This is a genomic window from Pedobacter heparinus (genome assembly GCF_032678725.1).
Lineage (GTDB): Bacteria > Bacteroidota > Bacteroidia > Sphingobacteriales > Sphingobacteriaceae > Pedobacter > Pedobacter heparinus_A.
On the sequence record NZ_JAVTSC010000004.1, the window covers coordinates 177,829 to 203,046 of the forward strand.

General features: G+C 42.1%; 20 protein-coding genes and 2 tRNA genes. 11 read left to right on the forward strand and 11 right to left on the reverse strand.

The annotated features are described in order from the left end of the window. Positions 1-9: 9 nt before the first annotated feature. Both R2Q85_RS08080 and R2Q85_RS08085 read right to left on the reverse strand, forming a co-directional pair. Positions 10-1,608 carry a S8 family peptidase gene (locus R2Q85_RS08080; protein WP_316811256.1) on the reverse strand — a complete coding sequence of 533 codons (1,599 nt, stop codon included), beginning with the start codon at positions 1,606-1,608 and terminating at the stop codon, positions 10-12. A 69-nt stretch (positions 1,609-1,677) separates the two neighbouring features. Then, on the reverse strand, positions 1,678-2,115 hold the full coding sequence (locus R2Q85_RS08085) for an Rrf2 family transcriptional regulator (protein ID WP_316811257.1): 438 nt from the start codon (positions 2,113-2,115) through the stop codon (positions 1,678-1,680). A 374-nt stretch (positions 2,116-2,489) separates the two neighbouring features. On the opposite strand from R2Q85_RS08085, the gene R2Q85_RS08090 reads away from it, so the two are divergent. Then, positions 2,490-2,801 (forward strand): hypothetical protein, encoded by a 312-nt coding sequence (locus tag R2Q85_RS08090; RefSeq protein WP_316811258.1) that lies wholly within the window; start codon positions 2,490-2,492, stop codon positions 2,799-2,801. A gap of 95 nt (positions 2,802-2,896) precedes the next feature. Further along, entirely contained in the window at positions 2,897-4,225 is a 1,329-nt protein-coding gene (locus tag R2Q85_RS08095; RefSeq protein WP_316811259.1) for a sigma-54 dependent transcriptional regulator, read from the forward strand. Positions 4,226-4,227: 2 nt separating this feature from the next. On the opposite strand, the gene R2Q85_RS08100 is transcribed toward R2Q85_RS08095, so the two are convergent. Together R2Q85_RS08100 and R2Q85_RS08105 are read right to left on the reverse strand one after the other, a co-directional pair. After that, positions 4,228-6,708: an ATP-binding protein gene (locus tag R2Q85_RS08100; RefSeq protein ID WP_316811260.1), complete on the reverse strand. Its 2,481-nt coding sequence runs from the start codon at positions 6,706-6,708 to the stop codon at positions 4,228-4,230. A gap of 67 nt (positions 6,709-6,775) precedes the next feature. After that, positions 6,776-7,846, reverse strand: a complete 1,071-nt coding sequence (locus tag R2Q85_RS08105) for a patatin-like phospholipase family protein (protein ID WP_316811261.1) — start codon at positions 7,844-7,846, stop codon at positions 6,776-6,778. Positions 7,847-7,967: 121 nt separating this feature from the next. On the opposite strand from R2Q85_RS08105, the gene R2Q85_RS08110 reads away from it, so the two are divergent. Beyond that, positions 7,968-10,919: a glycosyl hydrolase family 28-related protein gene (locus R2Q85_RS08110; protein ID WP_316811262.1), complete on the forward strand. Its 2,952-nt coding sequence runs from the start codon at positions 7,968-7,970 to the stop codon at positions 10,917-10,919. Here the strand turns inward: R2Q85_RS08110 and R2Q85_RS08115 are convergent. Continuing rightward, entirely contained in the window at positions 10,908-11,792 is an 885-nt protein-coding gene (locus tag R2Q85_RS08115) for a LysR substrate-binding domain-containing protein (RefSeq protein ID WP_316811263.1), read from the reverse strand. The two genes, R2Q85_RS08110 and R2Q85_RS08115, sit on opposite strands and share 12 nt — an antisense overlap. Positions 11,793-11,902: 110 nt before the next feature. Between R2Q85_RS08115 and R2Q85_RS08120 the strand changes: the two genes are divergently transcribed. Further along, positions 11,903-13,129, forward strand: a complete 1,227-nt coding sequence (locus tag R2Q85_RS08120; RefSeq protein ID WP_316811264.1) for an MFS transporter — start codon at positions 11,903-11,905, stop codon at positions 13,127-13,129. 12 nt (positions 13,130-13,141) lie between these two features. Here R2Q85_RS08120 and R2Q85_RS08125 read toward each other — a convergent pair whose 3' ends face one another. Continuing rightward, the gene (locus tag R2Q85_RS08125; protein ID WP_316811265.1) at positions 13,142-13,624 is read right to left on the reverse strand and encodes a hypothetical protein; all 483 of its coding nucleotides are present in this window, start codon (positions 13,622-13,624) and stop codon (positions 13,142-13,144) included. A 189-nt stretch (positions 13,625-13,813) separates the two neighbouring features. Between R2Q85_RS08125 and R2Q85_RS08130 the strand changes: the two genes are divergently transcribed. After that, positions 13,814-14,419: a Crp/Fnr family transcriptional regulator gene (locus tag R2Q85_RS08130; RefSeq protein WP_316811266.1), complete on the forward strand. Its 606-nt coding sequence runs from the start codon at positions 13,814-13,816 to the stop codon at positions 14,417-14,419. 187 nt (positions 14,420-14,606) lie between these two features. On the opposite strand, the gene R2Q85_RS08135 is transcribed toward R2Q85_RS08130, so the two are convergent. Continuing rightward, positions 14,607-14,678: transfer RNA gene (locus tag R2Q85_RS08135), tRNA-Glu, on the reverse strand. A gap of 45 nt (positions 14,679-14,723) precedes the next feature. Beyond that, positions 14,724-14,796 (reverse strand) — tRNA-Met (locus tag R2Q85_RS08140). A gap of 111 nt (positions 14,797-14,907) precedes the next feature. Here R2Q85_RS08140 and era point away from each other — a divergent pair. Then, positions 14,908-15,795, forward strand: coding sequence for a GTPase Era (era, locus tag R2Q85_RS08145; RefSeq protein WP_316811267.1), 888 nt, complete (start codon positions 14,908-14,910; stop codon positions 15,793-15,795). Between the two features lie 53 nt (positions 15,796-15,848). Then, positions 15,849-17,150, forward strand: coding sequence for a ribosome biogenesis GTPase Der (der, locus tag R2Q85_RS08150; RefSeq protein ID WP_316811268.1), 1,302 nt, complete (start codon positions 15,849-15,851; stop codon positions 17,148-17,150). A gap of 1 nt (position 17,151) precedes the next feature. Here the strand turns inward: der and R2Q85_RS08155 are convergent, their stop codons facing one another. After that, on the reverse strand, positions 17,152-18,732 hold the full coding sequence (locus R2Q85_RS08155) for a S41 family peptidase (RefSeq protein ID WP_316811269.1): 1,581 nt from the start codon (positions 18,730-18,732) through the stop codon (positions 17,152-17,154). A 283-nt stretch (positions 18,733-19,015) separates the two neighbouring features. Between R2Q85_RS08155 and murQ the strand changes: the two genes are divergently transcribed. The 3 genes from murQ to R2Q85_RS08170 are packed head-to-tail and all read left to right on the forward strand — an operon-like array spanning position 19,016 to position 21,203. Beyond that, on the forward strand, positions 19,016-19,822 hold the full coding sequence (gene murQ, locus R2Q85_RS08160; protein WP_316811270.1) for an N-acetylmuramic acid 6-phosphate etherase: 807 nt from the start codon (positions 19,016-19,018) through the stop codon (positions 19,820-19,822). Positions 19,823-19,832: 10 nt separating this feature from the next. Then, positions 19,833-20,402: a hypothetical protein gene (locus R2Q85_RS08165; RefSeq protein WP_316811271.1), complete on the forward strand. Its 570-nt coding sequence runs from the start codon at positions 19,833-19,835 to the stop codon at positions 20,400-20,402. Positions 20,403-20,450: 48 nt separating this feature from the next. Next, complete coding sequence (locus tag R2Q85_RS08170) at positions 20,451-21,203, forward strand: Bax inhibitor-1/YccA family protein (RefSeq protein WP_316811272.1); 753 nt, start codon at positions 20,451-20,453, stop codon at positions 21,201-21,203. A 62-nt stretch (positions 21,204-21,265) separates the two neighbouring features. On the opposite strand, the gene R2Q85_RS08175 is transcribed toward R2Q85_RS08170, so the two are convergent. Further along, positions 21,266-22,693, reverse strand: a complete 1,428-nt coding sequence (locus R2Q85_RS08175) for a S41 family peptidase (RefSeq protein ID WP_316811273.1) — start codon at positions 22,691-22,693, stop codon at positions 21,266-21,268. A 110-nt stretch (positions 22,694-22,803) separates the two neighbouring features. Here R2Q85_RS08175 and R2Q85_RS08180 point away from each other — a divergent pair, with 110 nt between their 5' ends. Then, positions 22,804-24,126 (forward strand): glycosyl hydrolase family 28 protein, encoded by a 1,323-nt coding sequence (locus R2Q85_RS08180; protein ID WP_316811274.1) that lies wholly within the window; start codon positions 22,804-22,806, stop codon positions 24,124-24,126. Between the two features lie 69 nt (positions 24,127-24,195). Here R2Q85_RS08180 and R2Q85_RS08185 read toward each other — a convergent pair whose 3' ends face one another. Next, positions 24,196-25,173 (reverse strand): AraC family transcriptional regulator, encoded by a 978-nt coding sequence (locus R2Q85_RS08185; RefSeq protein ID WP_316811275.1) that lies wholly within the window; start codon positions 25,171-25,173, stop codon positions 24,196-24,198. Between the last annotated feature and the right edge of the window lie 45 nt (positions 25,174-25,218).

Below are 25,218 nucleotides of genomic sequence, written 5' to 3' on the forward strand. Positions count from 1 at the left end.
CAATGGCCACTACTTCTTGTAACCAGCCGCAAGTTTTAATGCTTCATATGCATTTACAATACCACCGCTTACACAGAGATCAGCAAAAGGAACTGTTTTATTACCGCCCGTATCGTCTTTAATTTCAACAGACTGCGCAACTTTTACCACCGATTTCATAATGATATCTTTAACCTGTGCGGCAGTCAGTTTAGGATAATAAGAACGGATCAGCGCAGCCAGTCCAGCAACTACCGGAGCCGCCATACTGGTACCGTTTAATTGCTCATATTTTGATCCGGGAACTGTTGAATTGATGTTTACACCCGGTGCAAAAACATCAACCTTGGTTTTTCCATAATTAGAAAAATTAGCTTTGATCTTGCCATCATTTGTCCAGCCTGAAGCCCCGACAGTTATCCAGGTAGCTGCTTTACCACCAGCTGCATATTCGGGATCGGGGAAGTTTGGCTCAACCTCCAGGTCTTTATTGTCGTTACCAGCAGCATGTACCAATACTACATCTTTAGCAACGGCATATTTAACCGCTTCATCCACTATGGCCTTATCCCAGGAATACGATTTACCGAAACTCATGTTAATCACTTTTGCTCCATTGTCAACTGCATAGCGGATACCGTTGGCAACATCCTTATCACGTTCATCGCCATTCGGTGTATTCCGGACACCCATGATGATTACCTTATCGGCAACACCTTTAATACCAATATCATTGCTGCGGATGGCACCAATGATACCCGCAACGTGCGAGCCGTGTTTGGCATCCGGACCGGCAACGTCATTATTGCCATAAAAACGCTCCTTACTGTTATTAGGGTCATCCCCCACCAGGCCACGCGGATCGTAGTCCAGGTTTAAGTTATAATCTACCTGGCTTTTATAGTGCTCATAGCCGGGAATGACCTGACTTTTATAAAAATCCTCGAAGCTGCTGTCTTTCAATTGGGCAACCATAATCCGCTGAATATTGGCTTCCATGTCATTTGAAGGCTTAAAAGCCTGAAAATCCTGTAATGTTGGTTTTTCTTTACCAATCTTCTTCACCAAGTCATCTATGGCTGTTTTGAGGCCCCCGAAACGTTCCAAACCTATCCTGGCCTCGGCCAGTTCCTGTTCCAATGCTGCTTTATTTTTTTGATAGGTTTCGAAAGCCGGCAGGTCAGCTGCTTTTACAGAAGTGGCATCAGCATTGGCAAATCTGGCATTGTCACGGCGAACCAAACGTGTCAGCTCGAGTGTTTCGTAATTAATCGATCCTTTTGAGGAGCCTAAAAAGTTCCAGCCATGAACATCATCGATGTATCCATTTTTATCATCATCCTTACCATTCCCGGTTTTTTCTTTTTTATTTACCCAGATCACAGGTTTCAGGTCTTCATGTTCAATATCTACCCCTCCATCCAGCACTGCAACAAGGACAGGAACTGCCTTTTTACCCTTAAGCAATTCATTATAAGCTTTCTCTGTACTGATACCAAATACAGAATCTGTTTTCAGGTCAAGATTCTGCCAGTTAGGCTTCTGCCCAAATGAAATAAAAGGCACTGTCATCAACAAAAAAAGACACAATGACCCACTACAGAAGAAATTCTTTCTCATCTTATTCATATCTTAAAATTTTGAACAAAGTTAATCAATTATAGCACCACGATGGTAAACCGGGAGTCTATCTTCATATCAGCTTACGAATGTATCATCCGTTTCTCTTGCGATAACGTCTGCTATAGTGGTTTGGGCAAGCACTTTAAGTGTAGCATCTCTTACGTCAATAAATGTTTTTCTGATGCCACAGGTAACTTCATCATGGCATTCATCACATTTACGGTAAAACTTTAAACTCGCACAAGGGACCATTGCAATAGGCCCGTCCGTAATACGAAGTATGTCTGCCAGATAAATCTCATTGGGATCTTTATTCAGACTATATCCTCCGCCTGCTCCCTTTTTACTATACAAATAGCCAGCATTACGCATATCCAACAGGATCTGTTCCAGGAATTTTCTGGGTATCATTTCCTGCTCCGCCAGCCTTACTATTTGCATGGGAGGATTTTCTCTGTTTTTGCCAAGAGCAACCAGTGCCTTTATTGCATATTTCGTTTTCTTAGACAGCATACTAACAAAGCTAAGAAAAGATTTATGTATTTTGCATAAGCTTTTTGAACGGAGCAGTGTTTTACGGGGCCTTGCCGGGCAAACCGGTTTCAACTGTATGATATAATCCTCTTGCTATGCTCTTGCTTTCCTCTTGATCGGGCAAGATAAAAGCCAGATTTTAGCCGCCATCCTCCCATCGAAACTTACCAGCATACATTTACATTGCAGATGAACAGTTGCGCTACAAATTGTGGAGAAAGTCTACACCTTTTAAAGGTTAAAAACAGCAAAATCGCGTTTTAAACAGAAATCAAGCACTGAAACTGGTTTTGGCACCATTATGCAGTATACTATTGTAATTAATTAGCACAAGAATTTTAAATATAATAATTATGAAAAAGATCATTTTATCAGCAGCCATCCTTGCATTTGCAGGATTAACCACAGTAAAAGCGAATGACATTAAAACACCGGTTGCAATTACCGTTCTTCAAGACAGTGTAACTAAAACACCAGTTGAAACCAAAGATCTGCCAGATGCAGTTAAAGCTACTTTGGCTTCAGACAAATATAAAGAATGGATTCCAACAGCAACATTTCTGGTTACAAAAGCAGACAAATCTGAATATTACCAGGTTGATGTTAAAAAGCAGGAAGAAACTGCATCTTTAAAAATTGGTAAAGACGGTGTAATTATCGAATAGCCCTATATTCCTAAAATAATAACAATTTAACACCTTATAAAAGCCGGATTTCGTCCGGCTTTTGTATTTTTGCTATATCTACAGCGAAAATCCCTATGGCAAAAATACTGATCATTGAAGACGATTCCACTTTTTCACAAGTATTAGAAGGCTTTTTTACAAAGCATGGCCACGAACCTTATGTTGTAAACGATGTAAAAAAAGCTTTCAAAATAACCGATCAACAAAGCTTCGACCTGTTCTTAATCGATTATCGTTTACCTGACGGAACCGGTCTGGATATTCTTTCGTACTTACTGGAAAAAGGCTTAGCACAGCCGGTCATTATCATGACCAGCTTTAACGATGTCAGAACCGCTGTTAAATCCATCCAGCTTGGCGCTTTCGATTACATCACAAAACCAGTAAACCCGGATGAGCTGATGATGATCATCAAAAATGCCCTTGGTAAAAAGGAAGGCAGTATCACAACCAAATCCGTCGAACATACTGACGCTATAAAAGGCAAAAGTGCCATTGCCGATAAGCTTTATGAACACATTAACCTGGTAGCTCCCACCGACATGTCGGTCATTATACAGGGTGAAAGTGGTACAGGTAAAGAATACGCTGCACGGACCCTGCATGCACAAAGCAAACGCAGTGATAAACCTTTTATGGCTATAGATTGTGGCGCCTTATCAAAAGACCTGGCAGCCAGTGAATTGTTTGGTCATGTCAAAGGAGCTTTTACCGGAGCCTTAAATGATAAAAAAGGACAATTTGAAGCAGCAAACGGCGGCACCCTGTTTCTGGATGAAGTCGGGAACCTGAGTTATGAAGTTCAGGTAAAAATGTTACGTGCCCTGCAGGAAAGAATTATACAACCACTGGGCAGCACCAAGACTACTAAAGTTGATGTAAGGATCATTACCGCTACAAATGATGACCTTAAAATGAGTGTGGCTAACGGAACCTTCCGGGAAGACCTTTACCATCGCCTTAATGAATTTAAGATCCAGTTACCTGCACTGAGAGACCGGGGTAAAGACATTGAGCTTTTTATCAGTCATTTCATCAAAATCTCCAATGCAGAATTAGACAGAAAAGTCCGGAACATCGCTCCTCAAGCCAAAGAACTGTTATTGCAATACGACTGGCCGGGAAATCTTCGTGAGCTCAAAAATGTGATCAAAAGAATGGTACTGCTTACACCAGGAGAGACTGCTGAGGAGGCCTCCCTTCCCGAAGAAATGATCATTGCTGTAAACCATGCTCCCCGGCCAAATACTTCAGACCTTAAAGTAATCAACGAAGTAAATGAAAAAGCATTGATCACTGAAACACTGGTAAAAGTGAAATACAATAAATCAAAAGCAGCAAAGATCCTGAATATCGATCGCAAAACGCTGTACAGCAAAATGGAACGTTACGGTATTGAATAAGTTCAGGCACGCTGCTTAACCACCCGTAAAAGCTGGTTGAGTTGCTGTAACAAAGCCAGGATCTTATTCTTTCGGTGAAGATCAGGCATTTCGCTGCCAGCTAACTCCATCTCCATCAGCCTGAATTCAGCAGCCAGTTTTTTGGATCCGATCTGTGCTATCCTTCCAGCAAGCCGGTGAACAAGCAACCGGAGTTTAGCATGGTCATCATCTGTTAAAGCCTGTCTGATCTCATCGCTATCGTCAAGACAATCGCCAGAAAATCTTAAAAGAATCCGGTTCAACTGCTCCTCATCATCAAATGTCATTTTTCTAAGTCCACGCAGATCGAGCTCCACTTCATTTGCGGGATCAGCTGCTTCAGTTTCCTTATGATTAAGTACAGACAACAATTCGCTTTCCTTAAAAGGCTTCATCACCAGGCCATCAAAACCATTGTTTAACAGATATTCGCGCTCATCAGGCAATACCTGTGCAGTAATGGCATAGATCATTACCTCGTTGCCCAACCGCTCCCTTAACAATTTACAAAGCGTGATCCCTGTCATTTCTGGCATACGCATGTCCATCAATACGTATTTCACCTCAGTATCCCAGTCCGCACTCAGCAATTGAGCAGGAGAATTGAAAAGTTGAACAGCAATCCCATGCTTTTTGAAAATGATTTCACAGAGATCAAGAATGAGCTGGTCATCGTCAACAATCCAGACCTTACCATCGTAAGCCGGCGTAAAAATTTTGGCATTTTCGCTTTCGGGTTCCTGGGCCACATTAAGGGTCAGGTAAACCGTAAAAACACTGCCTTCCCCCTTTTTACTTTTCACATAGATACGCCCACCCTGATTCTCGATTAGCGCTTTAATAATCGTTAAACCAAGCCCGGCCCCCGTTTTGTTCAATCCTTCGTTCTCCTCTGTATTCACCTGTTCAAACTCAGTAAAAATAACCTTGCTTTCTTCTTCGTTGAGTCCAACACCCGTATCTTTCACCATAAATGTAAAATGAAGGCGTTCACCTTGTCTTTTATAAAAAACGGACAAGGCTACCTCCCCTTTTGTGGTAAATTTTATGGCATTACCCAACAGGTTATACAAGATCTGTTTTAAGCGAAAAGGGTCACCTTCTACATATTTTTGCCCCGAAAGTGAAAAATCAGTAATCAATTTGAGCGATTTCAGTTCGGCCTGGGGCCGCATTACTGAAACAACCTCAGCCAACAACGCTTCTATATCGAATGCTTTTTCCGAAAAAGTAAACCTTCCCGAAATGATCCTGTTGTAATCCAGCACTTCATTTACAATCTGCAGTAAGTGTTCCGATGAATGATAAATGGCATCGATATCCTTACGCTGGGGATGTTCCTGCTGCCTGATCAGTTCTGAATATCCAATGATGGACTGCAATGGCGTTCTGATCTCATGGCTCATGTTGGAGAGAAACCTTTGTTTGGCCAGACCATGATATTCAGCCTCATCCTTAGCCAGTTCCAGTTCGGCCCGGTATTTATTACTCCGGGTAATGTCGGTCAAAATGAAATAGAGCAACAATACCGTTAACAGGAAAAACACCAGCATAATAATGCTGATGATATTGATGCCCGTATTTACCACGTTTTTTGCCTGCAGGCCATTAAGCTCAATTTGTGTAACCACTTCACTTTCTACCTTGCGCAACACGTCGAGCATTTGACTGATCAGTTGGTTATTCGCATTGGTCAGCATCGCCTCCCGGTTTAAAAAACTTGCATTTTTACTGCGTTGTTCCGCTTCAATGACCTTTAAGGATGCACCCAGATCTTTAACGATCCGATCTTCAGCTGACAAAGCAATGGTATCCCTTTTTACTTTTTCTTCATTAACAATTTTAAAAGAATTGTCTTGTTCATTGTTCTTTTTCCGGCCAAATATCTTGTTAAAAAAACCTTTAGGTTTGTCCTCTGTTGGATAAACGGTAGTCGTAGACGTTTTCTCTTCCGTAGCCAGAATGGTACTGTCTGCCTGATCGGAGCCCCTGGACACCAGTGCAGACAGATTCCTGACCTGGTCAGAGAAGGATTTGTTATTGACCATCCGCTCCCTTACCTTCAGGTAATTGATAAACTGTTTGTCGCGCTCACTCAGCAACTTTTTGATGGTTACAATCCGCGCAAGCTGTACAGAATCATTTTCATATAAAGACGCCAGTGTGTCCAGCACCAGCCTCAGCTGTCGCGATTCCTTAAAAAGCTTGTCATAATTTCCAGGATCATTAAAAGCCTGCTTTTTCTGGAGCTGATCCAGACTGCTTATTTTTCTGGAAATGGCATTTACGATCCGCAACCTTTCGCTGGGCGCAGAGATGTTCTCTACCGTGGTCAGCATCTCTTTAAAAGCAACCTTACTAACACCCCAGGCCATAAACAAGGCAAAACAAGCCAGCAGCAAGGCAATGATGATCTTTCCTTTTATGGCTTTAATGAAACTTTTACGGGGTGCATTACTCATTTTATAGGTATGGATAAAGATTACCCGGGAATAAAAACAAAAAGCATGCTACAAATGAAATCCGGGATCAAAAAGAACCGAGCGAACGTACTGCTTTTAAGAAATCCCAGGGTTTGGTATTGGTGCCATGCTTTTGTTCCTCTATCAATAACCGGGCTAATTCAGTTAAGCGCACTTCGTTTTCACTAACAGTACGGTCGCCCAGCGCAAGCAGTTTCTCAATATTAGAGGGGCTGGCAGCATCCAATCCTTCTTTAATGCTTTCCAGACTGTTGGGTTCTATCCTGATGTAGTTTTCTGCCTTTCCGGTTGAATGGAACAACTGCTGTAAAAAGAAATCGCTGGTTTCCGCCACGCCACTCATCATGATATCTAATATAGCCGGTACAATTGCCATTGCACTACTCTTTTTAAAGTGTTCGTAATCATAAGATCTTCTGGACCGCCCCGTTCCCAGTGAAACTAAAAAGATATCATTGATCCGTGTTTGGTTAAATGCCTTGGTTACCTCTATCAAACCGCTTAAAGCGGGGTTGGTAGCAAATACGCCACCATCCAGTAGCGGATACCGTACATTAGCCAGCGAATGGATCTCGGCTACACTAAAATAGGTAGGGGCAGCTGATGTGGCCCTGCAAACATCCTTTAAATAAAAATCCCGCGTATCACCCCGCGCAATTGCCGATTGCTGTCTGAAGAAATGGGTTTTTCGCAGTTCTATATTGTAAGCACTGATGATACAGGGCTTGATGAGCTGGCTAAGCCTGGTATCCTGAAAATAGTTTTTCAAAACCCCTTCAAATACCCTACTGTTATACCTTTCGCCGGCAAGGCCAAATTTTGCCCTTAAGCGTTTAAAGAAGGTCATTTTAAAAATTTCATTGCCATGCTTCAGGTATAGATCCAGTGCCTCTCTGGCAGTAAAACGCGGACGTGCAGGATTTTCTTCGGAAGGGCACAGCAGCAAACAGGTAAGTATGCCACCTGTACTGGTACCCGCAAAAAAATCAAAGTAATCTACAATTGCCGCAGCAGGGTTTTTACTTTCGCGCTTCAGCTTCTCTTCCAATGCAACAAGGACCATCCCGGGGATGATACCTCTTATGCCGCCGCCATCTATAGAAAGGATTTTTTTCATTACCAAGGGTAAATATAGCTTTTTGATGATAAAATAGATGTAATTACGCCAATTTAGTTTACTACTTGGTCATAAAAGTTTAGTACAAATTAGCGAATTTTAAAAACCATTTTAAACCAGCATGAACAGATTTAGAACCCTATCGCTCGCCTTACTGATCTTTACTTCAATACCCTCCATTGCTTTAAAGACAAAAAAGACCAATTCATCTGTCGAAATACAGATCAGCAAGACCGCTACACATCTGGTAAGCATTACAAATGACACCCTGGTATTGATTACCGGCAGCACCTATTTGTTTACCGTGGATACCCCGGAAGACAAAGGTCTGGTTTCCACAAAAATTACCCCGCAACAGCTCCCGCAGCAGATCATATCAAAAGATGGTACTGTTCAAAAATATCAGGTGAGCGATAAAGATGGACTGGCAAAAACTGATGGAGAACTGGCAGATGGGGACAAGCTGCTGGTTACATCAGCCGACGGCAAAAGCAGCAAGACCTATCACATTGTCTTAAAACCAATGGCTGTTGGTGGTCTGTTGCAATTGCAACAGGAAAACGCAACAGTAAATACAGCCACAAACCTGACCTTGTTCTTTACAGCAGGCCAGCGGACACCCAATGCAACAGTACGTATCTTTTTGCCTGCGGGAATTCAGCCTACGCTCGAAAACACTACAGTAAACGTGATTGGCCGCGGCGATGTCAAACTCAAGGACCTGCCGACACAATCTATTGGCCGGGTGGGAGGTAATTATTCTTATTCAAAAGTCGGCAGTGTGAACATCAGCCAGGCTGGTAACGGGGCAAAAGTGCTTACCTTTAGCCACCTGGATTTGAGGCCTGCAAATGGTCCGGACCTGAAAATTGTAATCAACGGCGCAAAACTGAATACTATTGGGAAATACACTTTCAGAGCTACCTATACAACCGGGAAACCTGAAATTTTGACCAGCGCCGGGATAGGAGCCGAGACCAACATACTTACCGTAACCAGTAGCATTTCAGATTTTGAGCGGGTACTGAGTAAGGATATCCAGTACAAAGAAACAACAGGCAGTTATACCAGGGCCACTTTCAGCTGGGGTGTAAATAAGGGTATCCAAAATCCGGTTTTAATGCAATCACTGGACAATGGCAAAAGCTGGAAATCCTCCTCAGCTGAAACAGATTCAAAAAAGGGACGGGTAACGGTTACCGGTCTGCAAGCCAATAAACTGTATCACTTTAAGCTACTGGTTAAGGATGGGCCAAACAAGGGTTCTTCAAATGTGCTTAAATTTTATACTGGCAAAATGGATGTAAAAAGCTTAGGTGTAAAAGGCGATGGAAAACAAGACGATACACAAGGCATCAATGCAGCCATTGCAACCATAAACAAGATGGGCGGAGGCACCTTGTTGTTTAGCGCCGGAACTTACCATGTCAGAACTGTTCAGCTGAAAAGCAATGTATACTTGTTTTTAAACAAAGATGCGACCATAAAGGCGATCAAGGGTGCAGATGCACCGGAATCAACCTGGTTCAGTGATAAAAAATACCGTTCAGGGCTTTCCCCAACTGCCCCCGGGCCTTATGCCGATCCGGAAAACTATATGACCAAACAAGATGTTGGCCACCATTATTTCCGGAACACCATGTTTTTTGGAGAGAGATTAGACAATGTAAAGATCATCGGGCGGGGATTGATCACCGGCGACGGCAACCTGGTAAACGGCGATGGCGTAATGAACAATGCGCCCGATAACCGGGCAGATAAGATGTTCACCCTTAAACTGTGCACCAACCTGGAAATAGGTGGAATACACCACCCGGAAGACCTTTGGTACGATGAAAGCAAAGATGAACCTTATTACATTCAAAAAGACGGCTCAAAATCATTTGATCATGACAATATGCTCAAAATTGAGCGCGCAGGACACTTCGTACTGCTGGCTACGGGAACAGACCACATTAATGTACACGACACTTATTTTGCAAAATTTAACAGCACCAATGCCCGGGACATTTATGATTTCATGGGCTGCAACAACGTTACGGTAACCAATATCTACTCCAAAGTAAGTTCTGATGATATTGTAAAACCGGGTTCCGATTGCTCGCTGGGTTTCACCAGGCCAGCCAGAAATTACAAGGTGCGCAACATTATTGGCGACACGAACTGTAACCTTTTCCAGATCGGTTCTGAAACCGCAGATGACATCAAAGACATCTGCGTTGACAACATCTATGTGCTTGGGGCAAATAAAGCAGGATTCTCCATTTCCACCAATGATGGGGCACACATCAGCGACATCCATTTAAACTGCGGGCATACCGGAAAAATACATTCCAGATCAAAAATGTTGCGGACCAGGGCACCATTCTTCATTTCCATATCCAACCGGGCCCGAATTTTAGGGGCCACTGTTGGCAGGTATGTTTTTATGGAAAACGGGATAAAACACGATGAGCTATTGGTCAAAAATGTAAACATCGGTAAAGTAGAAAACATTATCCTCAACGGAATTGACATCGCCGAAGTGTATGGAGGCAGTTCACACGGAGGTAAAAATGGCCGATGGAAGGCTTATGATGGGAAACAGGAGAAAGCAACGCCAATTATAGCCGGCTATAAACTCCCTGATTCCGAAACGGTAAGCGGAGGATTGGATTTTAAGCTCCCAAACGGCCTGCATACCGGTTATATCAGGAACATTGAATTCAACGACGTACATGTATTGGTTAAAGGGGGTAATGCAGTTGCTGATACCGCCAACCTGACCCCCGAACTGGGCGTAGGGCAATACAATGTCGGCAACCTGAAAGTTCAGCCTTCTTACGGCATCTGGGCAAGACACGTGAGCGGACTAACGGTAAAAAACAGCACTTTCAATTACGAAAAACGCGACAGCAGGTATCCCATATTTTTAGATGATGTACTGGGCGCCAGGTTATCGGCGCTAAAAGTTGTTCGTCCTAAAGGTAACCAGACCGTCATCAAGCTTAAAAATGCAAAAGATGTGGTGGTGGAAAATGTGGTTTATTATGACGACGAATGGGCTAAATCGCCGGTAAAATTAGCCCAGTAAAGTATTGATCAGTTCATCAACAAAAAGGGTGGCCGATTTTTTACGGTACACCCCTTTTTGCCATAAAATAAAGGCCTGCTTGTAATATTCTTTGCCAGATATCGGAATGGCAACCAGGTTTTCCCAGGTAATGATAGCTTTTTCATTAATAATGGTGGCCCAATTGCCATCATCCACCATGGAAAGCAGAGAATGCACATCGTTCATCTCAATTTTAATGAGCGGGCTGAGTTTTCTTTTCCTGAACAGCTCATTCAACAAATCCCTGGAGCTGAATCCCTTGCTGGGCAGGATCAGTTCTACTTTAGCCAGCTCATTCAGCGAGATCTTTTTAAGACGGGCCAGCGGATGTCTGGCCGAAACCACCATCGAGATCCTGGACGAAAAAAGATGTTCCATTTCCAGGCTTACATTGTCATTATCTGTCTGATCATGGAAAGCAAGGATCACGTCCAGCTCCGCCTGTTTCAGTTTATGTTCCAGTTCTCCGGCAGTCCCGTATTCCACTACGATTCTGATCCCCGGATACTTGGCAGAGAAAGGCGCAAGCGCCGGCAGCAGCATGGAGCTAAAGGCATAAGTAACACCTATTTTCAAATCCCCGGTTACCAGGTTGTTCAATTCCAGAATGGCTTGTCTTGATTTCTTTACATCCAGCACAATTTGCCGGGCATGCTGCAGAAAAACATTTCCGGCTTCAGTTAAGCGCACCTGCTTGCCTACCCTGTCAAACAACAACATTCCCAGCTCCTCTTCCAGTTGTTTAATTTGCTGAGAGAGGGTAGACTGGGTTACAAAGCAAGCAGCAGCCGCATCAGTAAAATGCAGCATTTCAGCTGCTTTAATAAAATAATTGAGCTGTCTTATTTCCATAACCAAAGGCAATCAATCGTTAAAACTAATCAATATCATTAAAACAATCAATTTTACCTATTTAAATCTAATGCCGAAATTTGCTGCACATCATTTCAGTAAAGACACCTATGTTCAGATCATTAAAGTACCGAAATTTCAAACTCTTCTTTTACGGACAATCCATCTCTCTTATCGGAACATGGATGCAGAAGACTGCGGTAAGCTGGCTGGTGTACAGGTTAACAGATTCGGCAATGATGCTTGGGCTTGTGGGCTTTGTAAGTTTAATCCCTTCGCTCTTTCTTTCGCCTTATGCAGGCAGCCTGATTGACAGGCATAACCGCTACAAAATCCTCCTGATCACCCAGGTCATTTCCATGATCCAGGCAGGTGCCCTGGCAGCCTTGATTTTCTTTAAATACTACAATATCCCTGTCATCGTCTTTTTGAGCCTGGTGCAGGGCATTATTAACGCATTCGATGTGACCTGCCGCCAATCGCTGATGGTAGAAATGGTAGAAGACAAGACCGATCTACCCAATGCCATTGCATTAAACTCTACCATGGCCAACCTGGCACGTATTGTCGGCCCGGCCATTGCAGGCGTCATTCTCAGTACTTTTGGCGAAGATTTCTGTTTTATAGGCAACTTTATCAGCTACGTACCCGTGCTGACCTGTCTGCTACTGATGAGACTTAAAATCACGGTAATTCCACATGGTCAGAAAAGTATCTGGACAGAGCTTGAAGAAGGCTTCAAATACATCTCCGGTGATAAAGACCTGAGCAGCATGATTGTCATGATCGGCATCAGCAGCTTGTTTGTCATCCCCTTTAATACCTTAATGCCTGTTTTTGCAAAAGATATTTTTAATGGCAACGCAGGTACATTCAGCTGGTTTGAGAGTGCTGCCGGCCTGGGTTCTGTAGTAGCCGCCATGTACCTGGCCAATTTAAAATCGGCTAAGCCAATGATGAAGATCAGCATCATTGCCAGTGCTATATTTGGCTTAAGCCTGATGTTCCTTTCCTACTCAGGGATACTACCTGTTGCATTGGTGTTCATGACTTTAAGCGGGCTGGGTATGATGGCACAAACCTCTTCTATCAATACGTATATTCAAACCCATGCCATACCCGAAATGAGGGGCAGGGCGATCAGTTATTATGTAATGGCTTACCAGGGCATGATCCCCATTGGCAGTTTGCTAATCGGATGGACTACACATGCATTTGGTCCCAGAATCGCGGTTTGCATTGCAGGACTGATCGGATTACTGGCTACAGTAACGTTTGTTTTGTACAAAACCAGACTTTCAGGACGCCGCATCTCCACGCTAATGCTCAGGCCCTAAACAAGCCCTGCATTATTCCTTACAATCTGCCACGGCAAACGTAAATCTGCCCTTATCAAAACTAATGGGTTTGCCTTTTACAAAATACGACCTGCCCATGGTAGTTTCTATCTGACCAACACCCAGGATCAGCTTACCATCTTTGTTTAAAAGTGCCAGTGGGTTTTTGTAAATCGTTTTATTTTCAGTACCAATTTTAAAAGTATAATCCACAAATAAGGTATCGCCTTTAAATGCTCCGGCAATCTCCCCGTCATTTTTACCCTTTTCCGCATAATTGATGACCAGCTTACCGGTTACTTTTCCGCTATTCATTGTTTTTATACTCAAATCAGCCGTATCCTTTCCATCAACAGCTACATAACACTGCTTATTGGTCATGGTATCGGCCATGGCCAGGCTATCTTTTAGTTCAGAGTCCTTGTTACCGCTTTGGGTACAACTAAACAAAACAGATAGCGCCATAATTGCAAGATAAAGAAGGGTACTTTTCATGATAAGATTTTTACTGGTTAATTAATCATTTGAATATACTCAATAAAAATACAACTCCCATTGTTTTAAATAATTTCAATATTTCATCTTGATACCTGCCAGTACACATTTCTGGAAAAATAAAAAGCATTGTATATTAGCACCTGATTTAGTAGCACTTACAAAAAAACCAACCAAGCCTATAAACCGATGATCACACAGAATGGACTGTACGACAAACTCCTTCAATTCACAAAAAACAGGGGTTTTACTTTCAATGATGAAGAATGCAACATGGTCCGGTCCCTTACCAGGCATAAAAAAATAAAAGCCCACAGCATCTTAATGGAACAGGGCAAACCGGTTCAAAAATTTTATTTTCTAAATTCTGGCATTGTCCGCCTATTCAGGCTGCACAATGGCGTAGATTATACCTTAGGGATAGTTTCTACCAATGATTTTGTATCCACACTCTTATATCTGGCCAATGGGCTGCCCTCCTCCTGTGCTTTAGAAACATTAACAGAAACAGAGCTGCTGGAATGGGGCAAAGAAGAAGTGACAGCTATAAAATCACAGCTAAACCGGGCACAAGACCTGGAAATGGCAATTATGGACCGCTTGCTCAGCTGGCTGCAGGACCACCAGATTGACGCCGTATGCCTTACCGCAGAAGAACGGTACCAGAAACTTATGGAGCAGCAACCGGAAGTAATCAGGACAATTCCTTTAAAATATATTGCTTCCTACCTGGGTATCCATCAGGACAGCCTTAGCCGCATCCGCAAGGTCGTGAGCCGTAAACCGAGTATATAAAAAGTAAAAATCTGTTCTAGTTAAAGATAGCTCATCCGAACTTTACTCATCATTAAACATCAACGTTAACGACTTATCTTTAAATGAGACACCAAATCATGAAAATAAGGGCTACAGAACAATCTATAGCCCTTTTAATAATTTTTCTGAAAAGTTTTAACGCTGTACTAACACCGTGTTAAATATGTAGCCCGTAGGGGAATCGAACCCCTGTTTCCAGAATGAAAATCTGGCGTCCTCACCCCTAGACGAACGGGCCATTTAAAAAGTTGCCTCAGCTGTATTAAAGCTGCGAACTTTTAGGTAGCGGGGACCAGACTCGAACTGATGACCTTCGGGTTATGAGCCCGACGAGCTACCAACTGCTCCACCCCGCACTATATACAATTTCGTTAGTGTCTGTTAAATCCTTAACTCTTCTTCCGAATTGGAATGCAAAGATATAATTCGTTTCTTTGCGGTGCAAATTTATTTTAAAAAATATTTTCATGTCACATAAAGCAGGTTTTGTAAGTATCATCGGTAAGCCCAATGTGGGCAAATCAACCCTAATGAATGCCCTGGTGGGTGAAAAACTTTCTATCATCACTCCAAAAGCGCAGACAACCCGTCACCGTATTTTAGGAATTGTGAACGAAGAAGGCTATCAAATTGTTTTTTCTGATACACCGGGCATCATAAAACCGCTATATGGTTTACAGGATTCGATGATGAGTTCTGTCAAAGGAGCATTAACTGATGCCGACTTAATCCTCTTTGTAACCGACATCAATGAGCAGCATGATGAAAACGATGTGCTTGAAAAAATCATCAATACCGAAATCCCATTGGTGGTACTTTTAAATAAAATTGACAATGCTACTCAGGAACAGGTTGATGAAAAAATTGCCTATTGGAATGAACAGTTGAATCCTAAACATATCTACGCCATCTCGGCCCTGCATCAATACAACCTCGAAGGTATTTTACCAATGGTGCTGGAGTATATCCCCGAGCATCCGGCTTATTACGACAAAGAAGAATTAACCGACCGCAGTCAGCGCTTTTTCGTTTCAGAAATTATAAGAGAGAAAATATTCTTCAACTATAAAAAAGAAATCCCGTACAGCACCGAGGTTATCGTTACTGCCTTTAAAGAAGAACAAAGCAAAAACGGGCCGATGGTGCGCATCACTGCCGAGATTGTAGTAGAACGCGATTCGCAAAAGAACATTTTGATCGGCACTGGTGGTGCAATGCTCAAAAAAGTTGGCATGGAAGCCCGAAAAGACATAGAAAAATTCCTGGGCCAAAAGGTATTTCTGGAAACCTTTGTAAAGGTAATCCCCGATTGGCGCAGCAAAAAGAACTACCTCAAAAACTTTGGCTACGAGTAAGTGGATGGGATTGTGTATCTTTGTGGCTTTTAAAATATTCGTATAAAATACCCATGTCAAATATTATTGCAATTGTCGGAAGACCAAACGTAGGCAAATCTACCCTTTTTAACCGCTTAACAGAAAGTCGTAAAGCCATTGTTGATGATTTTAGCGGGGTAACACGCGACCGTCATTATGGTGTAGCCGAATGGACGGACAGGCAGTTCACCGTAATCGATACCGGTGGCTATGTAGCCAATTCAGAAGACGTTTTTGAGGCTGCCATCCGCGAGCAGGTGATCATAGCCATAGAAGAAGCTACCGTATTGCTTTTTATGGTTGACGTAACCACAGGCATTACCGATCTGGATGATGAAATTGCCCAGTTGCTCAGAAGAGGTAAAAAACCTGTATTCATTGTAGTGAACAAGGTTGACAACACCCAACTGCAAAACGATGCCACTGTATTTTACGGATTTGGCCTTGGCGAGATCCACCCGATCTCTTCCATGACCGGCTCGGGCACAGGAGATCTGCTTGACGAGGTGATCAAACACTTTGAAGATGTTCCCGAAGAAGAAAATGCACTGCCTAAGATCACTATAGTTGGCCGGCCAAACGTTGGTAAATCTTCACTGGTCAATGCCTTGATGGGCAAAGAGCGAAACATTGTTACCCCGATAGCAGGCACAACAAGAGATTCCATCCACATTCATTACAACCAGTTCGGGCATGAATTTATGTTCATCGACACCGCCGGTCTGCGTAAAAAGACAAAGGTAAAAGAAAACATAGAGTTTTACTCGGTTATGCGTACCATTAAGGCCCTTGAAGAAGCCGACGTGGTCATATTGATGATAGACGCTATGGAAGGCCTGGAATCGCAGGACGTCAATATTTTTCACCTTGCAGAGAAAAACAAGAAAGGTATCGTCATCCTGGTTAACAAATGGGACCTGGTAGAGAAGAACAACAAAACTGTAAATATTTTTGAAGATCAGATCCGTCAGAAACTACAGCCCTTTACCGATATTCCAATCATTTTCATTTCTGCATTAAATAAACAGCGTATTTTCCAGGCTGTTGAAACTGCACTGGAGGTGTTTAAAAACAGGGGCAAGAAAATACCAACATCAAAATTAAACGATGTCATGCTGCCGGTCATCGAAAAATATCCGCCACCGGCATTAAAAGGCAAGTACATTAAAATCAAATACATTACACAGATCAACGCAAGCTCACCTATGTTTGCATTCTTCTGTAACCTTCCGCAATACATTAAAGAACCCTACAAAAGGTTTATTGAAAACAAACTGCGTGAAAACTTTGATTTCAGCGGGGTGCCGATCCAGATCTATTTCAGACAAAAATAATTTACTGCAGGCTGGCAACGGCCTGCTTTACCATAGGGTCACGGAGGTTTAAAGCCCTGTAATAACCCGCATCGCCCAGATGATACTTATACAGCAGCAGTTTAAGGTCGTTATAGATCAATGGTTTTGCTATGTAAAGTTGTTTTGAATCAATTGGGATATGCCTGTGCTGAATGTATTTCAGGAAATCATTATAATCCGTTTCACTGATCGCAAATACAGCCATTTTTTGTTCCAGCTGTGCGGCATTGTACCTGCTGCCCAACACATCATATACAAAATCAAAGAGGATCCTTTTAGCAACCAGCCTGCTGTAAAACCGGTTATAGCCATTGGTATCCAGCTTCACATATACATCGGGCTTTATACCCCCCCGGGTATAGTTTTTATGCAGCAAACTGTCTTTCGCACCAGATAAAGCTTCTGAAGTAAGTTCACCATCATTAAAACGATCCTCAATCTCATTCTGATAAGCATTATATCCTTTTTTATAAGATTTCTGGATGCTCTTTCCCGAAGGTGTATAATATCTGGCAATGGTCAGGTTTAAAGCAGAGCCATCGCCAAAAGGGAATTGTTCCTGCACCAGGCCTTTACCGAAAGAACGGCGCCCTATAATTACCCCCCTGCCCCAGTCCTGCACCGCACCTGCCAGGATTTCGCTGGCCGAAGCAGAATTTTCATTAATCAGTACGGCAAGTTTACCCTGCTCAAACTCCCCGCCTCCCGTAGCCACATAATCTGTTCGCGGCTCATGTTTACCTTCAGTATATACAATCAGTTTATTTTCTGCCAAAATCTGGTTGGCCAATCCTGTTGCCGCACTCAGGTAACCACCCCCATTATCTCTCAGATCAAGGATCAGCTTTTTCATGCCTTTTACTTTAAGCGTCCTTACGGATGCTATAAAATCCTTATCAGTATCAGCCCCAAATTTACTGATCCTGATGTAGGCAGTTTCCGGGCTCAGCATGTACGCTGCATCAATACTGCTTATTTTTACCCGGTTCCGGTTCACAGTAAACACTACAGGCTGATTGTCGCCCGGGTGTACAATGGTCAATCTTACCGGAGTTCCCTTACGACCCCTGATCCTGCCGATCATCTGTTCCCTTGGCAGCGACTTCCCGCTAACTGTAGCCGTATCAATTTTCAAAATCTTATCCCCTTGCCTTATCCCGGCGTTAAATGCGGGGCCGTCTTTCAGCACATTCGTTACCAGCAAAGTATCTTTCAATATGTAATACTCGATGCCTATCCCTTCAAAATTACCTCCCAGGGTTTCTGCCATTGCATTGGCCTTTGCCGGAGGCAGATATATGCTATGCGGGTCAAGCTGGTGCAGTAAACTATCGATTGGCAAATGGGTTAAAGAGTCAGCATTTATTTCATCAACATAATTTTTATTGATGATATGAATAATTTCATCTACCTTTTCGGCGTTACTATCTGCAAACTGAACTGGTTTTTGAAACTGATAGCCCTGGTCTTTTAAAAATTTATAGCCAAAGAACATACCACCTATCAATGTAAAGGAATAAGTGAGGGCTATTAAGACATTATAACGGGTATTTCTTTTCATGGTAAATGCTGGGTAAAGTTATACAATTACCCCGTCAATTAATAATTAAACCTTGTTCATTTGTAATTGTTTAACATTTTTTACAATCATCTGAAGCGGGCGCAATTCCATATAATTTATATTGATTTTATGCATATATTTCTTGTTTAGAAAGAAAATGCCGAATTTTATGAAACATTAGAGAAATACTGGTGACCTTTGTATAAAACGGCTAAAAATAGCCTGAGCAGGCTAAGGGCTGGGCAAGGAAAAAAACCAATAAAAAAGAAAAAAAAACAAGAATATGATCAGAGTAACCGAGCAAGAGTCAAAACACCACGACATCGATAAAATGTCTGTACTGGAGATTCTGAAAGGCATAAATTCGGAGGATAAAATCGTTCCATTAGCAGTAGAAAAAGCAATCCCGCAAATAGAAAAATTAGCTGCTGCAGTTGCAGAACGCATGGAAAAAGGGGGAAGGTTATTTTATATCGGCGCAGGTACCAGCGGCCGTTTAGGTGTGGTAGACGCTTCAGAGTGCCCGCCAACATTTGGCGTTCCGTTTGACTGGGTAGTGGGTATCATTGCGGGAGGTGATACCGCCATCAGAAAGGCTGTTGAAAATGCAGAAGACGATGCCACACAGGCATGGATAGACCTCCAGGAGTACAACATCAATGCGAAAGACTGCCTTATCGGGCTTGCTGCATCGGGTACTACCCCATATGTAATTGGTGGTTTACATACTGCCCGTGAAAAGGGGGTACTAACTGGCTGTATCGTATGCAATGAAGGTGGCCCTATAGCTGCCGAAAGTGATTACCCTGTAGAAGTAGTAGTTGGACCTGAGTTTTTAACAGGCTCTACACGGATGAAATCAGGAACTGCGCAGAAACTGGTACTGAATATGTTAAGTACCACGGTAATGATCAGACTGGGCAGGGTAAAAGGCAATAAAATGGTAGACATGCAGCTGACCAACCATAAACTGGTTGACAGGGGTACACAAATGGTAATGGACGAATTAAATATCGATCATGACCATGCCGCAGATCTGCTGATCCGTTATGGAAGCGTACGCAAGGCTGTTGAAGCCAGCCACAAATAAAGCCTTTATCATGCATGAAATTGAGCCTTATTATCTTTGGCGTGATGATTACATTGCGGCCGAAGATGAGCGTTCGCCATTTTACAACACAGAGTACTCAGAATTTTATTTCGACAAGCAACTGTACAATTTCCTGATCCATCCCCAATGGGATGATTTTGGATCCAATACCCTATACCTGAAAGTGCTGTATGCTGATTATGACAGAAATTACGCCATTATTGAATTTATTGGCGAATGGAATGATGCGATCAACAACGACATCATGCTGCTCAAGCGCGAAATTCTGGAGCTGATGATGGATGAGGGCATCAATAAGTTCATCCTGATCGGAGAGAACGTATTGAACTTTCATTCTTCTGAAGATAGCTATTATGAAGAGTGGTTCCAGGAAGTTGAAGAGGGCTGGATTACCGGTATCAATTTCCAGGAACATGTCATCAACGAGTTCAAAAGCAACAATATTGATTATTACATCAACTTTGGCGGACAGCTTGACGATTTGGCATGGCGAACGTTAAAACCACTGCAGTTTTTCAAAAAAGTTGAAGAAACCCTGACAAAAAGGCTTGGGGCATAGCTTTTGTATCAACCAAACAATTAGTACCTTTAAATAAATTTATAACAAATGGATAATAACAATAATTACGATTGGGCGCAAAAATCAGTTTTTGTACAGCCACAAACCGGAGTAGTTGCTAAGAAATTCTTTGCTAACGTTTTCTTATGGATGTTTGTAGCCCTAAGTCTCTCTACATTTGCCGCATACTTCATGTCCACTAATGCCGAATTCTCTTCTTTCTTGAGAAATCCGGAAACTTTAAGACCTACGACATTGGGATGGATAACCACTTTTGCCCCTCTTGGATTGGTTTTATTGATGAGTGCAGGCCTTAACCGCCTTTCATATGGTGCTTTAGTAGGCGTATTCATTCTATATTCAGTTTTAACTGGTCTGAGCTTAAGTTTCATTTTACTTGTTTATACTTCTACCTCTGTATTGAGCTGCTTTATTGGTGCCGCAGGGATATTTGGCATCATGGCCGTAATGGGCTATACCACCAATATAGACCTGAGTAAGTTTGGCCCTATATTAATGATCGGTGTAGTAGGCCTGGTCATCGCCAGTGTAATAAACATGTTCATCCAAAGTGAAAGCTTTAGCTTGTTCATGGCCTTTATCGGTATTGCTATATTTACAGCTTTAACCGCTTATGATGTACAGAAACTGAAAAGAATTGGCGAAGGTTTGGAAGCAGATGGCAGGCAAATGGCCGATGCTGATACCAAGAAATTAGCCATTATGGGTGCATTGTCACTCTACCTGGATTTCTTAAACATCTTTATTTACCTGTTAAGGATCTTCGGAGACAGAAGGTAAATGCAAAAAATTGCTATAAAAAACCGTACAAATTGTACGGTTTTTTTGTTTAAGCTTGAAAATTACCTGATCAATGCTGCAACCTTCTTCAGAAGCGGATCAGCATTTTGAAATTTTGGATTATCAACCTTAAATATATCCCATTTCACATAGTAATCCGGCATTACCCCCATGCCAGTATTGGTCAAATCATTTATTGCATATGTCCACATCAACGGCAGACTGAGCTGAAAACCAGTTTCAGGTAAATTTACATTAAGCACCTTTCCACCGTTACAGCCCCAACTACCACCCCCACTTTCCTCGCCTATCAGCAGGCATTCCATTTGTGTTTTCAAAGCAATTGCCAAAAGCGCCGCGCTGGAAAACGTTCCACCATTTACCAATATAAAAACCTTTCCTTTAAACTGCTTTTTATAAGGTTCCTGTCTCCTGCTCCATACAGATTCTTCCCGGTGCCAGGAATGAGGAAATTCTTTTAACACAGCCAATGAAGGGGACTTATTTGCCACAAACAGTGCGGAAAATTTAGCAATATCTACCACAGCCTCCATTTGCTTAGAAAAGCGAAATGTCTTACCTATAAGATGCTTCATCAAATCAATGGCCATATCTGATCGGCCACCAGGATTGTTTCTGAGGTCGATAACCAAATGTTCAATCTTCTGATCTTCCAGTCGTTTAAAAATAAGCCTGTTGTCCGTAAAAAAATCATGGTCCTTAAAATGCCTGATTTTCAAAATGGCTGTAGACCTTAAATTTGGGGGAAAGCTCAGTTTTAGGGAATCTGCTATTTCCTGTTCTTTAAGCGGCTTAAAGGTTTTGGTACTCACCACAGATTTTATAGTTATGGAAATCGCTGTTCCTTTTCTTTTCAACACAAAATTAAATTCAGGATGGTTCCCATATATACACGCATATAACCAATTAAATTCTCCTTTTTCCAATCTATAATCCTTATAGGCGTTGCTGTGTGCATCCGACCCAACCAGGCTCCTGGTTTTAGTTAATATTTCCCTGGCGGACAATCCATTTATGGACATGATTTCATCATTAATCCTGTAACCGGCAGCACCCGGAGCCTGTATATATCGCTGTATATACAGCCTGTTGCTATCAATTGAAATATAAAACGGCAGCATGGGAATATTGCGGGCCCACAATTTTCTTTGAGCAGCAATAGAAAGCCTTAAATTAGTGTGCCCGCAACCAACTTTGCTGTTGATGGCCTGTAGCATTTGAAAAAAATCAAATTCATCCGTAGCGGAAGTGATGCGCTGTGATGCCTGTTCAAATAACTTATTAAAGGAATCCTTTTTTACATAACGGTATAAACTGGGATGGGCTTTTTCCATCAGGATTTTGAAATACTGGAGATCGCTTTTTAACTGATGTGCACTAAACAAAGTAGAATCTCGAAAAAGACCTGCAGATTTGCCTTCATAGGCAGCTATCATGAAGTAAAAGACCAGGAGCAAGCGTTTTATCATAGCTTAAATATAACCAAAAAAGATTGGCGGAGAAATTTCGTAGCAAGAACATTTTCATTATCTTGGTTAGTCAAAGCATTACAAAATATGTGCGATACTAATTTAATGATATGAGATTTTACTGCGTCCTCCTCAGCCTTTCATTGCTTACCTCTACCCAATTTATAACTGCCCAAACCGGAGTTCAAAAGAAACAAATTACCCTGAAAGCATCATTGGCCCCAATTGGGCCGAATGATTTTAAGGGCAGTGATACTCAGCGTATACAGGCGGCTGTTAACGCGGCGAAGGGCAATACAAACAGCATCACCATTCCACAAAGGAATGCGAACGGAACCAATATCTGGAAAATAGACCAGGCCATATTGCTTCCTTCAGAGATGACCTTGATTCTAGAAAACTGCATGATCCAGCTGTCAGATAGTTGTCGCGACAACATGTTTCGCAGTGATAATGTGGGTGTTGGGATCACGAATCCGATATGGAACAAAAACATCGCGATCATTGGCGTTGGGGATGTGGTATTAAAAGGTGCAAACAACCCCAGGGCAACCGGAGACGGCTTCAGAAAGCTAAGCCTGACCACTACTCCTAGCCATAATAAAGACCGCAGCAGTTACGGTACGGATGCTGGTAAGGCAAACAGGAAACAGAAATCCGACTGGCGTAACTTTATGATATTGATGGCCTATGTTGACGGTTTTAAATTAAAAAATGTACGGATAGAACATGCTCATGCCTGGGCGGTTACGTTCGAGCGCGTACATCATGCCGAATTATCAAACCTTCGGTTTTACACGCCTCAATTCAGAGACTTAAATGGCAAAAGGTTATACACCTATAATAACGATGCGATCAACCTGAGGGAAGGCTGTAAATATTTTCGGATAGATGATATTACTGCTGTCAACGGCGATGACTGTATTGCCCTTTCGGCACTTGACCTGGGGCCGGAATTTCATTCAAACGGTAATATCAACTCTTATCAGGTCACTTCTACGAAACACACCGGTCCGGAAGATCATATTGAGCAGGTGTTCATTACCAATATCAAAACGAATTATACCGGCGTAGGGATCAGGGCTAGTGACAGTGCCAGCATTCATCATATTTACATCAATGGGGTTACTACCGCAGCAGACCCCAATATTCAAACGCCGTATAATGGAAGCCCATATACCGTATTGCTTGGCAACCGGGCCTACGGAAAACCACCTTTGCCCGGGCAGATCCATCACATTTACATCATGAACATTGTTGGAGACGGACTTAACCTGATCGATGTGAAATCACCGATCGCAAACTGCGCATTTATGAACGGAATATATACTGGTACGGCTGCTGCCGGACCGGTAAGCTATTCAACTGATAAAACTTTAATCAAAAATGTAACTGAAGTAAATCTTGTTAAGGTACCTTCAGGAATCAAATAGATTTTTTACATATTAGATTTTAAGATATCTCTTGATACGCATTTCGTATTTGGCAAATGCAGGTTTCGGTTATAAATTTCGTGGAGAAATATTAAACTTCTTTTTAAATGCAGCGCTGAAATGCTGAATAGACGAGTAACCCATTTCGTAAGCAATCTCGCTAATTGTCTTTTTTTTATTTAACAATTCTTGTTTGGCAGTATTAAGCCGCAAATCCGACAAATAGCCAAATACGGAAACGCCAAACATTTCTTTGAAACCTTTTTTAAGTTTGTATTCGTTGATCCCTGCCATGATGGCTAGTTGTGAAAGGTTTGGCGGTGATTGCATATTTTTCATCAAGACCTCCTTTACAAAAGTTATACGCTGTTTATCGTATTCACTTTTAATAAATGCATCTTTTGTTTCGGTTGCAGCGGCAAATGTTTTTGCCTGCAGTACCAACAGCTCAATTGTTTTAGAAAGCAGGAACATCTTTTTCAAATCATCAGGATAATTACATTGCAGAATAGCTTTTATGATAATATCCGTATCTATATCAATAGGAAGATTTGTATCGGAAAGCCACACCTGTTTGCCTTCTGCAACATGATTGGCAAAATTAGTAAGGATAGTATTGATGTCTTTAGTAAGCCGGATAAAAGCTTCCCGGGTAAACTGTACTATAAACACTTCAGTTACCAGCTCATCATTTTTTACAATGGCAGTACCACCATCAGAATAAAATATATTACGCTGCTGATTTTCATATTTCAGGGGCTTGTCCATCCCCATGGGCTTAATCGAGCATTTGCCTTTCAGGTTAAAGTACATCGTAACAACATCCAGGGCTCCTTTCCATTCTGTTTCTGCAGCTTTATTATAATGCCATTGGCTGTAGGCCATACGTATACCAGTGAAATACCATTGTTTCATATTGGCCGTACCAAAAGGCAATTCCAGTACAATGCTATCTTCCTTCAGTCTATCACTGTTAAAATCTCCGGCAACATAATCGTTGCTGAACAGCGATGATTGGTTTTGTGTATCTGTTATTTTTAATGGCATGAACCTGTATTACTCCTGATATTATAACTCTGTATCCCGATTTTA

What these genes read in the sequence shown, in the direction of transcription:
- R2Q85_RS08080 (WP_316811256.1), bottom strand. Translation starts at nt 1,608, where the DNA reads ATGAATAAGATGAGAAAGAATTTCTTCTGTAGTGGGTCATTGTGTCTT.
- R2Q85_RS08085 (WP_316811257.1), bottom strand. Translation starts at nt 2,115, where the DNA reads ATGCTGTCTAAGAAAACGAAATATGCAATAAAGGCACTGGTTGCTCTT.
- R2Q85_RS08090 (WP_316811258.1), top strand. Translation starts at nt 2,490, where the DNA reads ATGAAAAAGATCATTTTATCAGCAGCCATCCTTGCATTTGCAGGATTA.
- R2Q85_RS08095 (WP_316811259.1), top strand. Translation starts at nt 2,897, where the DNA reads ATGGCAAAAATACTGATCATTGAAGACGATTCCACTTTTTCACAAGTA.
- R2Q85_RS08100 (WP_316811260.1), bottom strand. Translation starts at nt 6,708, where the DNA reads ATGAGTAATGCACCCCGTAAAAGTTTCATTAAAGCCATAAAAGGAAAG.
- R2Q85_RS08105 (WP_316811261.1), bottom strand. Translation starts at nt 7,846, where the DNA reads ATGAAAAAAATCCTTTCTATAGATGGCGGCGGCATAAGAGGTATCATC.
- R2Q85_RS08110 (WP_316811262.1), top strand. Translation starts at nt 7,968, where the DNA reads ATGAACAGATTTAGAACCCTATCGCTCGCCTTACTGATCTTTACTTCA.
- R2Q85_RS08115 (WP_316811263.1), bottom strand. Translation starts at nt 11,792, where the DNA reads ATGGAAATAAGACAGCTCAATTATTTTATTAAAGCAGCTGAAATGCTG.
- R2Q85_RS08120 (WP_316811264.1), top strand. Translation starts at nt 11,903, where the DNA reads ATGTTCAGATCATTAAAGTACCGAAATTTCAAACTCTTCTTTTACGGA.
- R2Q85_RS08125 (WP_316811265.1), bottom strand. Translation starts at nt 13,624, where the DNA reads ATGAAAAGTACCCTTCTTTATCTTGCAATTATGGCGCTATCTGTTTTG.
- R2Q85_RS08130 (WP_316811266.1), top strand. Translation starts at nt 13,814, where the DNA reads ATGATCACACAGAATGGACTGTACGACAAACTCCTTCAATTCACAAAA.
- era (WP_316811267.1), top strand. Translation starts at nt 14,908, where the DNA reads ATGTCACATAAAGCAGGTTTTGTAAGTATCATCGGTAAGCCCAATGTG.
- der (WP_316811268.1), top strand. Translation starts at nt 15,849, where the DNA reads ATGTCAAATATTATTGCAATTGTCGGAAGACCAAACGTAGGCAAATCT.
- R2Q85_RS08155 (WP_316811269.1), bottom strand. Translation starts at nt 18,732, where the DNA reads ATGAAAAGAAATACCCGTTATAATGTCTTAATAGCCCTCACTTATTCC.
- murQ (WP_316811270.1), top strand. Translation starts at nt 19,016, where the DNA reads ATGATCAGAGTAACCGAGCAAGAGTCAAAACACCACGACATCGATAAA.
- R2Q85_RS08165 (WP_316811271.1), top strand. Translation starts at nt 19,833, where the DNA reads ATGCATGAAATTGAGCCTTATTATCTTTGGCGTGATGATTACATTGCG.
- R2Q85_RS08170 (WP_316811272.1), top strand. Translation starts at nt 20,451, where the DNA reads ATGGATAATAACAATAATTACGATTGGGCGCAAAAATCAGTTTTTGTA.
- R2Q85_RS08175 (WP_316811273.1), bottom strand. Translation starts at nt 22,693, where the DNA reads ATGATAAAACGCTTGCTCCTGGTCTTTTACTTCATGATAGCTGCCTAT.
- R2Q85_RS08180 (WP_316811274.1), top strand. Translation starts at nt 22,804, where the DNA reads ATGAGATTTTACTGCGTCCTCCTCAGCCTTTCATTGCTTACCTCTACC.
- R2Q85_RS08185 (WP_316811275.1), bottom strand. Translation starts at nt 25,173, where the DNA reads ATGCCATTAAAAATAACAGATACACAAAACCAATCATCGCTGTTCAGC.